This is a genomic window from Paraburkholderia domus (genome assembly GCF_905220705.1).
Classification (GTDB): Bacteria; Pseudomonadota; Gammaproteobacteria; order Burkholderiales; family Burkholderiaceae; genus Paraburkholderia; species Paraburkholderia domus.
Window position 1 is genome coordinate 110,355 of the sequence record NZ_CAJNAT010000002.1, and the last position, 12,838, is coordinate 123,192.

The 12,838-nt window shown below is 63.1% G+C and carries 13 protein-coding genes and 1 pseudogene; 9 read left to right on the forward strand and 5 right to left on the reverse strand.

The window, feature by feature from the left end; all coding sequences use genetic code 11:
- Nucleotides 1-1,296 (reverse strand): acyl-CoA dehydrogenase family protein, encoded by a 1,296-nt coding sequence (locus tag KHO31_RS05600; RefSeq protein WP_201076246.1) that lies wholly within the window; start codon nt 1,294-1,296, stop codon nt 1-3.
- Entirely contained in the window at nt 1,293-1,544 is a 252-nt protein-coding gene (locus tag KHO31_RS05605) for an acyl carrier protein (RefSeq protein WP_201076244.1), read from the reverse strand. Before KHO31_RS05605 ends, KHO31_RS05600 begins: the two co-directional genes overlap by 4 nt.
- 372 nt (nt 1,545-1,916) lie before the next feature.
- Between KHO31_RS05605 and KHO31_RS05610 the strand changes: the two genes are divergently transcribed.
- The 9 genes and pseudogenes from KHO31_RS05610 to lepB all read left to right on the forward strand — a co-directional run bounded on the left by KHO31_RS05610 (nt 1,917) and on the right by lepB (nt 9,961).
- Nucleotides 1,917-2,450: a GNAT family N-acetyltransferase gene (locus KHO31_RS05610; protein WP_201076242.1), complete on the forward strand. Its 534-nt coding sequence runs from the start codon at nt 1,917-1,919 to the stop codon at nt 2,448-2,450.
- 45 nt (nt 2,451-2,495) lie between these two features.
- Complete coding sequence (locus tag KHO31_RS05615; RefSeq protein ID WP_211622875.1) at nt 2,496-2,867, forward strand: glycosyltransferase; 372 nt, start codon at nt 2,496-2,498, stop codon at nt 2,865-2,867.
- A gap of 158 nt (nt 2,868-3,025) precedes the next feature.
- Nucleotides 3,026-4,954, forward strand: a complete 1,929-nt coding sequence (locus tag KHO31_RS05620) for a serine aminopeptidase domain-containing protein (protein ID WP_201076240.1) — start codon at nt 3,026-3,028, stop codon at nt 4,952-4,954.
- 52 nt (nt 4,955-5,006) lie between these two features.
- Nucleotides 5,007-5,840: a class I SAM-dependent methyltransferase gene (locus tag KHO31_RS05625; RefSeq protein WP_201076239.1), complete on the forward strand. Its 834-nt coding sequence runs from the start codon at nt 5,007-5,009 to the stop codon at nt 5,838-5,840.
- A gap of 32 nt (nt 5,841-5,872) precedes the next feature.
- Nucleotides 5,873-6,196 (forward strand): annotated as a pseudogene (locus tag KHO31_RS05630) (cupin domain-containing protein); the annotation flags it as partial.
- Nucleotides 6,171-6,788, forward strand: a complete 618-nt coding sequence (locus tag KHO31_RS05635) for a flavin reductase family protein (protein WP_236071103.1) — start codon at nt 6,171-6,173, stop codon at nt 6,786-6,788. The pseudogene KHO31_RS05630 and the gene KHO31_RS05635, both read left to right, overlap by 26 nt.
- Before the next feature lie 494 nt (nt 6,789-7,282).
- Nucleotides 7,283-8,002: a FadR/GntR family transcriptional regulator gene (locus tag KHO31_RS05640; protein WP_201076238.1), complete on the forward strand. Its 720-nt coding sequence runs from the start codon at nt 7,283-7,285 to the stop codon at nt 8,000-8,002.
- Nucleotides 8,003-8,140: 138 nt separating this feature from the next.
- The gene (locus KHO31_RS05645; protein WP_201139179.1) at nt 8,141-9,139 is read left to right on the forward strand and encodes a Gfo/Idh/MocA family protein; all 999 of its coding nucleotides are present in this window, start codon (nt 8,141-8,143) and stop codon (nt 9,137-9,139) included.
- 123 nt (nt 9,140-9,262) lie between these two features.
- Nucleotides 9,263-9,961, forward strand: coding sequence for a signal peptidase I (gene lepB / locus KHO31_RS05650; protein ID WP_201139178.1), 699 nt, complete (start codon nt 9,263-9,265; stop codon nt 9,959-9,961).
- A gap of 21 nt (nt 9,962-9,982) precedes the next feature.
- On the opposite strand, the gene KHO31_RS05655 is transcribed toward lepB, so the two are convergent.
- The 3 genes from KHO31_RS05655 to KHO31_RS05665 form a co-directional block, all read right to left on the reverse strand.
- Nucleotides 9,983-10,642, reverse strand: a complete 660-nt coding sequence (locus tag KHO31_RS05655) for an amino acid ABC transporter permease (protein WP_201076234.1) — start codon at nt 10,640-10,642, stop codon at nt 9,983-9,985.
- A gap of 124 nt (nt 10,643-10,766) precedes the next feature.
- Nucleotides 10,767-11,561: a cystine ABC transporter substrate-binding protein gene (locus tag KHO31_RS05660; protein ID WP_211622877.1), complete on the reverse strand. Its 795-nt coding sequence runs from the start codon at nt 11,559-11,561 to the stop codon at nt 10,767-10,769.
- 183 nt (nt 11,562-11,744) lie between these two features.
- Entirely contained in the window at nt 11,745-12,806 is a 1,062-nt protein-coding gene (locus tag KHO31_RS05665; protein WP_201076230.1) for a quinone-dependent dihydroorotate dehydrogenase, read from the reverse strand.
- Nucleotides 12,807-12,838 lie beyond the last annotated feature (32 nt).

Here is a 12,838-nt window from a genome sequence, read left to right on the forward strand (position 1 = left end):
TCAGGCTCTCCCCGGAGCGGCAGGACGCTGCGCGAGCAACAGGCTCGCGGTGTTCTGCGCAATACGGTCGTTATTGATCATCAGCGGCGCGGAGTAGAGGTCGCGCAGATGCCGTCCCACGCTATATTCCGTGCCGTTCTTGTAGCCCGCCATGCCGCAGATCATCAGCACTTCCTGCACGACTTGCAGCGCGGTAGTCGAGATGCTGGTCTTCAGCGTATTCATGTCGGAGGCGAAGCCGAGCATCGCCGCGAGCGGCGCATCGGCCTGGCTGCCGCCGTGGCGCGCGTGGTGCGCGGTGCGCGCCGCTTCGAGCGCGACCGACAGGCGTGCCTGCATCATCTGCAGCAGACCGACCGCTTCGGCGAGGCGCAGGCCGCCCGGTGGAATCGCGCCGGGCTTGGAGCGGGCCTGCGCACGAAAGAAGGCTTTCGCGCGATTGACCGCGTCGCTGGCCACGCCGGTCCATACCGACGCCCACAGCGTGTGCGAGACCGGCAGCATGGTCTGATCGGCAATATCGGCGAAGGGGGCCGGCAGGATCTGTTCGGCGAGACCCGTGGCGACGAGCCGGAAGCCCTCGCTGCAGGTGCCGCGCATCCCCATCGCATCCCAGCCGCCGCGCTTTTCCAGTTGCGTTTCTTCGCGTAACGCCACGATCAGCACCTGGTCGGCAGCGGCCGATTCAGCGGTGCGGCGCGCGGTGACCAGAATGCCGTCGGCGTGTGCGCCATACGAGATCGTCGGTGCGAGCTTTTCGATGCGAAAGCGCTGCTGGCCGGGCTCCCCGTCGAGCTCGACCGAGCAGGCGCTGGTGCGCATATTGCCGCCGATGGTTTCTTCGGAGGTCGCCGAAGCCAGCAGCCATTGATGCTCAACCAGTTGCGCGAGCAACTGCCGATGCCATGCCGACTCGCTGCCGTGCGCCTCGATGCAGGCTACCTGGATCTGATGCATCGCGTACACCATCGCGGTCGACGCGCATCCGTGCGCGAGTGTTTCGCAGATCGCACCGACATCCGCGAGCGAAAGTCCCGTGCCGCCGAATTCGGCAGGCACCATCGCCGACAGCAAACGTTCGCGTTTGAGCGCGTCGAAGGCCTCGTGAGGAAAGCGCGCTTCGCGGTCCACCGAATCGGCAAACTGCGCGGCCACGGCGGCGCAGCGCTGCGAGGCGGCGCGCCAGCCGGGTTCAGTTTCCACCGCGCTCAGCGCAACTCCCGCACCGGCGGGTTGCGCCGCATCGGCTTCGGCGAGCGGCGCCGCCGAGGTCGTGTCCAGCAGCGGGGCGGTCATGCTGTCGCCTTTGCCCTTTGCAACTCGGTGACCGCGGCGGCCATCGAATCGATGCTGGAGAACAGCCGGCGCGTCAGCATGCGGTCCGGAATTTCAATACTGAATTCATCTTCGATGGCCAGCATCAGATGCACTGTCGCGAGCGAGGAAAGGCCCGCGGCGTATAGGTCGGCGTCGTCGGCCAGGGTCTCTGGCGAGACGTCGAGACGGGCCGATTCGGAAAGAATGCGTCGCAGAGCGGTTTTCATATTGAGGTGCCCCCTTGTTGGCCAACGGTCCTTCGAATGTTGTTGACGTAAAACGAACGGTCATCGTCGCTTTTGGGTGTTTATCGCAGCGCTCCGCGTCATCACGGTGCGTCTGGTAGCGGGTCGGCGCGCATCTCTTGCAGCGCTTACATGGTTCTCTGAAGCTTTTTTCGGCGGTTTCTCACGGCGCCGTGTTCCAACGCCTTGTATTTAAGAATTGTCAGAGCACAGCGTCAGTGCGATGCCGCACGGAAGCCCGCGTTTCGCGGACGTACCGTATGGCCATGACAACAGGCCGGCGTGTCGAGCCAGGCCGTCGAGGGCGGCGCGCGACACCGACCTCGCTGAACCTATTTACCGCTGGGGGACGTGATGAACTGGAAAACGCTGGATTTCGAACAACTTTCGGCACGCGAGTTGTATCTGATCTTGCGGGCGCGCAGTGCGGTGTTCGTGGTCGAGCAATCGCACGTCTGTCTTGACCCCGATGGCCACGACGAGAGCGCGCTGCATGTCTTCGCGGTCGAGGACATGGCGCGGCCCATGCCGATCCTGGCCTACGCACGCCTGCAACCCGGCGACGCCGAAGATCCGGAAATTACCATCGACAAAGTGCTGACGAGCCCGCTGCGGCGCGGCGACGGCACCGCTGAACTGTTGCTCGAACGGGTGCTGCAGGCGATCGCGGAGCGTTGGCCGGGACACGCCGCGCGCGTGAGCGCGCCGCTCGGTTTGCGCGACTTCTACGAGCAATTCGGCTTTCGTAAGACGGAAGGTCCGTACCTCGAACATGGCGTGCCGTTCATCGGCCTGACGCGCCAGGTGCGCGGCAGCCAGCCGCTCTTTGGCACACGGCGCCGCGAGCGCGACGGCGTGGCGTTCGTCAACACCTTCGAACTCCTGTAATGGTGCGAGTGCTGATCACGCCTTCCACGCAATTCAGAACAATCCATGATTGAGACCAAGAACGAGGCAGGGCGGGGTAGCGGCAGTGAAATGGCCGCGCGCCTGATCTCCATCTGCATTCCGACCTGCAATCGGCCCGCCTTACTTGAACAGGCCATCGACCGTTGCCATGCGCAGGCGTATGGCGAGTTTGAAATCGTCATCGCTGACGACGGCACGCCGCGGCCGCAAGCCATCGAACGTTTGAATCACGCCTACCTGCGCGTGCCTGAACACGCGGGTGAACCAGTTGCCCTCTTGCGTGTGTTGCTGTCGCGGCATTACCCGATGGACGACCGGTTGCGTGCGCGCCGTTTCTATCGCCTGCTGCTCGCTGGCCGATCGACCTTTGCCTTGCGCGCTCCGTACGGCAGCTGAACGGACCGTCAATTTTGGTCGAGTCAGCCGTCACGGCGTGTCACTCGTGAAGCCACATAAATATCGGAGTCCGACATAGTGTGCGAGGGCGTACAGATCAACCGGATGGCGTTTGTTGTAGTAATCGAAAGCGGAGTTGCCCCGTTGAGGAGCCTAGCGTGAGGCCAGTATTGTTCGATGGCCGGTTCGGATGGTTGCATCCGGCAGACGGGCCAAGTGGCGTAGTGCTGTGTTACCCGTTCGGGTATGACGCACTGTGCACCTATCGCGGCATGCGCCGGCTGGCCGAGCGGCTCGCCGCGCGCGGCATGCCGGTGCTGCGGTTCGACTACTCAGGCACTGGCGATGCGGCGGGAGACGCGAGCGAGCCCGGCCGCTGGCGCGCGTGGATCGACAGCGTCAAGCAGGCCGTGGCGCTGCTGCGTGAGACCACGGGTGTCGAGCGCGTGACCTTGTGCGGGCTGCGGCTTGGCGGCACGCTCGCGGCGCTGGCCGCTCAGGAACTTGGCGGAGTGGATGGCCTGGTGCTGCTGGCGCCGGTTCTGTCGGGCAAGAATTATCAGCGCGAGTTGCGCGCGCACTATCGCCAGTGGCTATTGATGCCGGGCGCGCTGGATTGCGAAGTCGAGCCCGATACCGATGCATTCGTCGAAGCGTACGGCTTTCGCCTCTATAGAGACGCGCTGGAGAGCTTGCGCGCAGTCGATTTGCAGCGCGATGCCTGGCGGCCGGCCGGGCGTGTGTTGGTGCTCGATTCGCTGGATCCCGTGCGGGTCGACGCGCTGGTTGCGCACTATCGTGAGCAAGGTGTGCAGGTGGAGCGGCAGTCGTTCGATGAGTACGGCAAGTTCATGTTGGAGTCGCTCGATAGCCAGATGCCGCTGGCGGCGTTTCGGTCAATTGAAGACTGGCTCTCGTGCGCTACCGGTGAGCCGGTTGCACACGAGAGCCAGGCAACGGACCGTGACGCTGATTCCCGCGCCGGTCGACTTGCTGAGCCTATGGCGGATCACATTGGCGAGCTTGCCGTGTGCCACTTCGTCGAGCCGGGCGTGATCGAGACGCCGGTGTGGCTCGACGGCGGCAGGATGTTCGGCATCTATTGCACGCCCGAATCGCAAGCTGCCACGGCCGCGCCCGGCGTGCTGATGGTGAACACCGGCGCCGTGTCGCGGATCGGCAATGCGCGGCTCGGTGTGCGCTTCGCCCGACGCCTCGCGCGACAAGGTATCGCGTCGCTGCGTGTCGACCTCGGCGGCCTGGGCGACAGCCAGCCATCGCTCGATGCGCTGAGTCTCAATGCGCTGTATTCACAGGCGGGAGCCGACGATGCGGCGTGCGCGGCGCGTTGGTTGACGGCGCGAGGACATCGCGGCGCGGTGTTGTTCGGAATCTGCGCGGGCGCCTTCGTCGGCCTGCACGCCGCGTCGCGCGAGCCGGCGGTGATCGGCGCCGTGCTGGTCAATTTGCAGAAGTTCACGTGGCGGAACATCCGCGATAAACACCGCAAACCGTCCGGCCAGGAAGCCGCCTTGGGCTCGACGCGCAGGTACCTGCGCTCGATGTGTCAGCCGCGCAAATGGCTTCGCGTCGTGCGGGGACAGACAGGCGGCCTGTTGGTCGCGCGCGAGTTGGCGGCGCGTTTGCCGGCCAGACTTAGCACAATGCTTGCCGACACGATCGAGCGCATGTGCGGAATCCAGCTTGAATTGAAGGACAAGCAACACCTCTTCACCGCGCTGCATGCACGGGGCGTCGATACGCGTCTTTTGTACGGTGCGCTGGACGAGGGTGTCGAGGAACTCGAACGCAACTTCGGGGGGCGTGGCGGCCGGCTGCGGCGCTTCGACCGGATTGGCGTGGCCTTTTGCGAGCGCACCGATCACGCGATTCTATCGGCCCGCGCGCAGGAAAACGTGATGTCGTACTTCGAGGAATTCTTCCGAAGCACTTTCGACGAGACCTGTTGGCGCGAGCCATCCGTTGCCGTCGAGCCGCTCGATGCGCGGCTCGACGGGCGACATGCGCGTCTCACACGGTGGCTTCTAAAACGTGCGCGCGCGTTTCGTCTATCAGGGGAAGCGTAATGAATGAGCTGGACTGTTTCTCCAACGCGCTTCCACTCCGATGGAGCAAGCCATGAACAATCAATCCGAGTTGGATCGCGTCAACCGCGTCGCATGGAATTCGTCGGACGCCATCCGCGTATTCACGCTAGAGCGAGCGTTCTCGGACCTCGGTGAGCAAGCCGCGTTCGAGTGGCTCGCGCCGCGCTGCACCGGTGAGCCCTTGCTCGATGTCGGCATCGGCACCGGCCGCACGATCCCGCTGATGACGTCGATTTCGAACGATTACACCGGTGTCGACTACACGCCGAAACTACTGGAAATGGCAAAGTCGCGCTATCCGGACCTCGACTTGCGGCATATGGATGCGCGCGACATGTCGGCGCTGCCGTCGGGGCATTACGGACTCGCGGAGTTCAGCTGGAACGGCATCGATTGCGTGGACTACGACGATCGCGTGAAGATCCTCGAAGAGATGTATCGCGTGGTGCGGCCCGGTGGGTATGTGCTGTTTTCTTCGCACAACCGCGGCGGCCCGGGTTACCGCGAGAACATCTGGCAATTGCTGCCGAAATTCACCTTCAATCCGCTCAAGCTAGGGTGGCGCACGCTGCGCTCGATGCGGCATTTTCAGCTTGGCACGTTGAACTATATGCGTAACGTGAAGCTGAACCACGACTATGGTGATTACTCAGTGAAGACGGCAGCGGCCCACAACTTCGGCATTGTGATCGTCTATACGACGCTGCGTGAGCAGCGGCGGCAACTCGCGCAGATTGGCTTTGAGAGCTGCGCCGTGTTCGGTAGTTGCGAGGGCAACCGTATTGATAACGACGTGGAAATCAGCGACGCGTGGTGGTTTCACTTCATCGCACGCAAACCGGTTGCGGCGTGCCGCTTCGATTGACTGCACCAACAGACCAGATCGCCCACTAACGAGAAAGGTACATGAAGCGCATCGTCGTTAAACCGGGCGGACGTCTGTCGTTGCAGATGCGTCGTCATCGCGCGGAACATTGGATCGTGATGCGTGGCATCGCACGCGTCACGCGCGGCGACGAGTGCTTCCTGCTCTCGGAGAATCAGTCGACGTGTATTCCGCTCGGCGTCACACACCGGCTCGAAAATCCCGGCAAGACGCCGCTTGAAATGATCGAGGTGCAATCAGGCGGCTATCTCGGCGAAGACGACATCGTGCGTTTCGACGATCAATACGGCCGCGATCAGGGGAACGGCCATGCAGGCGCGGGTACGTCACACTGACGGTCGGCAGGAGGCTGGGGCCGCAACGTTGCAGGAGCAGGTGGCTTGCGCGGTGGGCGGCCGTGGCGCGGCGGAATTCGACACGGCCTGCCTTGACGCGACAGGCGCGAGTGCTTTCGATGAGCGTCGTTTCCGGCATGCGCTGGGGCGCTTTGCCACCGGCGTCGTGGTGATTTCGACCGGCCGTGGCGACGCAATGCACGCGATGACCGCCAATGCCTTCATGTCCGGTTCACTCAAACCGCCACTGATCGTCGTGTCGGTCGGGCACCGTGCGCGCATGCACGAGCGTCTGATGAACAGCGCGATGTTCGGCGTGAGTGTGTTGTCCGACGCTCAGGAACCCCATAGCCGCCACTTCGCCGGCGAGCCGCAGCGCTGGCTCGCACCGCGCTTCGCGCCGGTGGACGGCTTGCCGGACGTGGTGCTGCTCGAACACGCCGCGGCCCGTTTCGCGGCGCGCGTGGTGGACCGGCATCCGTGCGGCGACCACACGCTCTTTGTCGGCGAAGTGCTGGTGTTCTCGCTCGACGAACACGCGCCGCTGATCTTTTTTGGCGGGCGCTATGGGTCGGTGGCCCCACCGCTTTGAGACACCGCTTACATCGGCGCTTGCAAACCCGGTCACAACGCCGGTCACAGTACTGATCATGACCGGCGCCTGTCAATGCGGTGCGTTCGCCGAATTTCCTTTCGAATCCGCCTGCGTTTTCGGCATTCAATTACCAACCAGGTTCGACGTCCGAAACGCCGCGTCGTCGCGCCAGTCTTTTTGCGCCTGTCCGAAACCGCCCAGGGGGCGTGGATCAGACAATTCGTTTCGCTACGTGCGTCTTCGCACTATGCAAATTTTGCAACGCAGGCACGCTTGGGACGCAAGCTTATGGCCCGTCAAAACATGCGGCGTTACAAGGAAGAAACAATTCTTCAGAGGGATAACCCTCTCAGGAGGTTTCCCAACTGGCGCAACCGTTTTGAAGCTAGCAACGTATCGTAAAAGAACAATGACACACCGATAAAACGACACACTAGGGCCACTTGATCAACAGGCTACGCGGGGGCAAACACCGCTTCGGGGAGAGGATCATGGAACAGGCAAACAAAGATCGATCGCTGGTCAGCAAAGTCATGGATGGGCTCGTGACCGGCATCGTCGAAGAGAAGTACGGCGCCATCCTGCCACCGCAGGATGTGCTGTCGAAGGAGTTCGACGTCAGCCGCACCGTCATGCGCGAGGCGCTGTCGATGCTGCTCGCGCGCGACATGCTGGACGTGCGGCCCAAGATCGGCACGCGCATCCGGCCGATGAGCGATTGGCGCATGATCGACGAGGACGTCGTGAACTGGCGTTTTCGCGCGAAGCCCGATCCGCTGTTTCTGCGCGACGTGATCGAGTTTCGCATCCTGATCGAACCGCGCGCTTCGGCGCAGGCGGCCGCGCGGGGGAGTGCCGCCGACATTGCGGCGATCCGCGAGGCGTTCGACGCGTTCCGTGTGATCCGGCCGGACGAGCCCGGCTATCAGACTGCCGACGAACTCTTCCACGCGCGCATCGTGGTGGCGAGCGGCAACCAGTTCTTCAAGCAGATGGCGGCGATCATTCGCGGCGCGCTGTCGACCGTGAATCCGATCGTCAGTCAGAAAGAGGGTTTGTGGGAGAAAGCGGTGAGCACGCATCAACGCGTGGTCGAAGCGATCGAACGGCGCGATCCGAAGGAAGCGGAGATCGCCTCGCTGGCGATGATCGATTTCACCGCGGAAGGGATTGGCAGCAACTTTACCCCGGAGCCGCCGGTGCACGGCTGAGCGTAGCCGCCAAGGCGGCTTAAGTTGCCTTCCTTCAGGGACTTTGCATAACGAACGGCGCGGCAATATGGCTGCGCAGGCCCACGCGGCTTGCGTCACAATAGCGCCTGTTCTAAACCGCACAGACTCGAAGGAACGATGACAAACGCAATGCAAGGAACCCGCTCGGGTGACACGGTTCGCTGGGGGATCGTGGGGACGGGCCACATTGCCCGTCGCTTTGCTCAAGGACTCACTCATGTGCCGCATGCGCAGTTGACCGCGCTGTGGTCACGTCGCGCCGAACCGGCCATGGCCTTCGCCGAAGAATTCGGTGGTGAGGTGTGTGCGAATTTCGAGGCGCTGCTCGCCAGCGGTATCGACGCGCTTTATATCGCCACCGTCCAGGACAGTCACGCCGACTACGCGATCGCTGCGCTGCAAGCCGGTCTGCACGTGCTGTGCGAAAAACCCGCCACCATCAACAAGCCGCAACTCGAGCGCGTGCTCGAGGTCGCTCGCGCTGAGCAACGGCTTTTCATGGAAGCCATGAAGCCGCCGTTCTATCCGCTCTACAGAAAGTTGCGCGCGCATCTGGATGCCGAGCCGATCGGCGAGGTGGGTCTCGTGCGCGCCGGCTGTTCGGTGCCGGGCGTGCCGGACAATCATCCGTCTCTGTCGTACGAGCATGCGGGCGGCGCGCTGCTCGATATCGGCATCTACGAGATCTTTCTCGCGGTCGACTGGCTCGGCGCGCCGCGTGAGGTGCAGACGCTCGGGCGGCTCGGCTCGACCGGCGTCGATACGTTCGCGAGCCTGAACAGCCAGCATGAACGCGGCATCGCGCAGCTGTTTTGCGGGCTGGACATGTACGGCAAGGGCGACGCGTTGCTGATGGCCAAGGGCGGCCATGTCACGATTCACGAACCCTGGTGGAATCCGGCGCGCGCGACGATCCGGTACGCCGACGGTCGTGTGGTCGAGCTCGACGAACCGTTCGTGGGCGGCGGTTTGAACTACGAAACCGCGCATTTTTGCGAGCTGATTCGAGCCGGGCAGATTGAAAGCCCGCTGATGTCGCATAGCAAGTCGCTGCAGATGATCGAGATGGCCGATGCCGCGCGGGCCGCGTTGGGACTTAAGTTCCCGGGGGAGTGAGAGGGCTCCGTTGCCGCGTTGCTTTCAGCGGCGGTGGTACGATTTGCCCGGGTGCGCGGACTCGAATGAAAAAGAGCCCGCCTGCCCGCAGCTTTCGATCACCTTCCACCGGAGCCGCCTGCGATGCGCATGCTTGGAAAAATGTGGCGCGACAACAAGAGCTTCGTTGCCTTTCTGTTCCTGATGGTGCTGTTCCGCAGCGCCGTGGCCGACTGGAACGTCGTGCCAAGCGGCTCGATGTTGCCGACGATCCGCGAAGGCGACCGGATTTTCGTCGACAAGATGGCCTACGATCTGCGCGTGCCGCTCACCCATATCACGATCGCGCATCTGCACGATCCGCAGCGTGGCGATATTGTCACGATCGATTCTTCGGCGGCACATGAGTTGATCGTCAAGCGTCTGATCGGCTTGCCTGGCGACAGCGTCGCCATGCGCGACAACGTGCTGTATGTGAACGGCGTGCGCGCGGACTACCAGCCGCTGCATCTGAAGCCGCTGCCGGGCGATGCGACATCTCCCGGCGACTATCTCACCGAACGCTTCGACGGGGTTGTGCACATCGTGCGGCTTGCGCCTGACGCGCCGAGTCCGCGCGATTCGTTCGGGCCGGTGGTCGTGCCCTCAGGCGAGTATCTGATGCTCGGCGACAATCGTGACGACAGCGCCGACTCGCGCTACTTCGGCTTCTTTCCGCGCAAGGAACTGATGGGGCGTACGCGCCACGTTGCGTATTCGCTCGACGCGGATCACTACTACAAACCGCGCTTCGAGCGCTTCGGCGCGCCGCTGGATGCGGCGTCGCTAGGCGCCAGCCGGTAGTTGAGCGTGCGGTATTGGGCCTCAGTGACGCGACGGCAGCGCCAGACGCTTTTCGTACCAGTGCTGCACCCACTCGAGTACCTGGCATAGCACCCAGTAGACGGCGGCTGCCGCGAGGTACAGCGGCAGCGGCTGATAGGTCGACGCGATGATCTCCTGCGCGCTGCGCAGCAATTCGGTCACGGTAATCACCGACACCAGCGACGTATCCTTGATCAGGCTGATCAAGCTGTTCGACAGACTCGGCACGGCAATGCGCAAGGCCTGCGGCGCAATCACGTAGCGCAGCGTCTGGCGTCGCGAGAGCCCCAGGCTATAAGCCGCCAGCCACTGGCCGTTGGGAATGCCGAGAATCGCGCCGCGCATGCTCTCCGACAGGTACGCGGCGACGTTCGCCGACAACGCGATCACGCCCGCGGGTGTCGGATCGAGCGAAATACCGAGACTCGGCAAGCCGTAATAGATCACGAAGATCTGTACCAGCAGCGGCGTGCCGCGGAACACGCTCACGTAAATGCGCGCGATCCAGTTCAATGCGCGGTTGTGGCTGATGCCCATCACTGCGAGCACGGCACCGGCAAGCAGGCCGAAAATCATCGACAGAACCGCGAACTTGACCGTCAGGACGGCGCCCTGTGCAAGCACAGGAAGCGATTGGACGAGCAGGGAAGTGGTGGACATGAGCAGTGGCTAGGGTTGGCGCGGCAAAGCGCACATCATAAACGGTGGCCGGCGTGGGCCCGGAGCTGTAAAAGCGAAGGGCGGCATCGCCGACGATGCCGCCCTTCGTTTCATACAGCGCGCTTTACTTGAGCGGCTTGCTGACGTCGATGCCGAACCACTTGTCCGAGATCTTCGAGAACGTGCCGTCCGCTTCGAGCTGGGTCATCGCGTCGTCGATCGCCTTGGCGAACTTCGGATTGCCCTTCCTGAACGGAATGCCCGACGGGTTACCGGCGGCAAGCGTCGCGCCCGTGCGCAGCGGCAATTGCGAGTTCTTCATCAGATAGGCGAGCATCAGGCGGTCGTTCAGCGCCGCGTCCAGACGGCCGGAGGCCAAGTCGCGCAGGTATTCAGGCGCGCCCGGATACGTCTTCACGTCGATGCCCGGCACCGACTTCGCCATGTCCATGTAGTTCGTGCCCAGACCGACGCCGAGCTTCTTGCCCTTCAGATCGTCGAGCGATTTGAACTGGCGGGTGTCGTCCTTACGCTGGATCAGTTGAGCAGCCGAATACGTGTACGCCGGCGAGAAGTCGAGCGCCTGTTTGCGCGCGTCGGTGATGCCGACCTGGTTGACGATCACGTCGAACTTGTTCGCCTGCAGACCGGCGATGATGCCGCTCCATTCGGTCGTGACGAATTCCGGCTTCACGCCGAGCTTGGCTGCAACGGCCTTGGCGATGTCGACGTCATAACCCACCAGTTCGCCCGACGGCGCTTTCGAATTGAACGGGGGGAAGGTGCCTTCCAGGCCGACGCGCAACGTGCCGCGTTGTTTGACCTGATCGAGCAGGTCGTCTGCGTGGGCAGTGACAGCAGTGAACGATGCGCCGATCAGGCCGGCGACGAGCATCTTTTTCAGCAAGCCAAATTTCATCGTGTTCCTTTTTGTTCGTCTGGCGTTTTAACAGACGAAAGCATAACAAAGCAGACTATCGAAACCTAAATATCGTTTGTTTATGTCTATATTACTGATGCGGATTGGGTGCCGATTCGTTGTGCAGCCCCGGCGCTGACCGAGCGTGCAGCCTGCACATCCCGCGCGCCCGAAGGCCGCCGCTTAGCGCAGCGCCTGCGCGCATTCGGCCACCAGCGCCGGTCCGCGGTAAATGAAGCCGGTATAGAGTTGCACCAGCGAAGCGCCCGCCGCGAGCTTCGCGCGCGCATCCTCGCCGGAAAAAATCCCGCCCACGCCGATGATCGGCACCGTTTCGCCGACTTCCGAGCGCAGTTTGCGGATCACTTCGTTCGACGCGTCGAACACCGGCTTGCCCGACAGGCCGCCGGCTTCGTCGCCGTATTGCATGCCGGTCACGGCGGTACGCGACAGCGTGGTGTTGGTGGCGATCACGCCTTCGAACTTGTGGCGCAGCAGCGTATCGGCGATCGATTTGATCTGTTCGTCGTCGAGGTCCGGCGCGATCTTCAGTGCGAGCGGCACCAGCTTGCCGTGCATGTCGGCCAGCCGCTGCTGCTTGTCTTTCAGCGCGGCGAGCAGCGCGTCGAGTTCACCCGCGCCTTGCAGCTGGCGCAGATTCTTCGTATTCGGCGACGAGATGTTGACCGTCACGTAGCTCGCAAACGGGTACACGCGTTCGAGGCAGTACAGATAGTCTTCGGCGGCGCGTTCGATCGGTGTGTCGGCGTTCTTGCCGATGTTCAGCCCGAGCGTGCCGCGATAGCGCGCGGCCTGCACGTTCTTGACGAACTGGTCGACGCCCGCGTTGTTGAAGCCCATCCGATTGATCACGGCATTCGCCTGCGGCAGGCGGAACATGCGCGGGCGCGGATTGCCCGGCTGTGCGCGCGGCGTGACCGTGCCCACTTCGATGAAACCGAAGCCGAGCGCCGCCAGACCGTCGATGCACGCGCCGTCCTTGTCGAGGCCCGCGGCGAGCCCGACCGGGTTCTTGAACGTCAGCCCCATCACGGTGCGCGGCGCATCGGGCACGCGTGGCGCGAGCGCGCCTGCAAGGCCGGTGCGGCCGGCGGCGCCGAGGATGCGCAAGGTCAGGTGGTGAGCGTCTTCCGCGTCCATGCGAAAGAGTTGGGCGCGTACGAGCGGGTAGAGGGAACTGAACACGGGACGAAGCCGGGCGGCCGGAAAATGGTAACCCTCCATTTTACCGGCTTTAGGGCATTAATGAGACTAAC

Excerpts from the sequence above, each read along its gene's own strand:
- KHO31_RS05615 (WP_211622875.1), top strand. The coding sequence starts at position 2,496 with ATGATTGAGACCAAGAACGAGGCAGGGCGGGGTAGCGGCAGTGAAATG.
- KHO31_RS05635 (WP_236071103.1), top strand. The coding sequence starts at position 6,171 with ATGCAGGCGCGGGTACGTCACACTGACGGTCGGCAGGAGGCTGGGGCC.
- KHO31_RS05660 (WP_211622877.1), bottom strand. The coding sequence starts at position 11,561 with ATGAAATTTGGCTTGCTGAAAAAGATGCTCGTCGCCGGCCTGATCGGC.
- KHO31_RS05665 (WP_201076230.1), bottom strand. The coding sequence starts at position 12,806 with ATGGAGGGTTACCATTTTCCGGCCGCCCGGCTTCGTCCCGTGTTCAGT.
- KHO31_RS05655 (WP_201076234.1), bottom strand. The coding sequence starts at position 10,642 with ATGTCCACCACTTCCCTGCTCGTCCAATCGCTTCCTGTGCTTGCACAG.
- KHO31_RS05605 (WP_201076244.1), bottom strand. The coding sequence starts at position 1,544 with ATGAAAACCGCTCTGCGACGCATTCTTTCCGAATCGGCCCGTCTCGAC.
- KHO31_RS05610 (WP_201076242.1), top strand. The coding sequence starts at position 1,917 with ATGAACTGGAAAACGCTGGATTTCGAACAACTTTCGGCACGCGAGTTG.
- KHO31_RS05645 (WP_201139179.1), top strand. The coding sequence starts at position 8,141 with ATGACAAACGCAATGCAAGGAACCCGCTCGGGTGACACGGTTCGCTGG.
- KHO31_RS05640 (WP_201076238.1), top strand. The coding sequence starts at position 7,283 with ATGGAACAGGCAAACAAAGATCGATCGCTGGTCAGCAAAGTCATGGAT.
- lepB (WP_201139178.1), top strand. The coding sequence starts at position 9,263 with ATGCGCATGCTTGGAAAAATGTGGCGCGACAACAAGAGCTTCGTTGCC.
- KHO31_RS05625 (WP_201076239.1), top strand. The coding sequence starts at position 5,007 with ATGAACAATCAATCCGAGTTGGATCGCGTCAACCGCGTCGCATGGAAT.
- KHO31_RS05600 (WP_201076246.1), bottom strand. The coding sequence starts at position 1,296 with ATGACCGCCCCGCTGCTGGACACGACCTCGGCGGCGCCGCTCGCCGAA.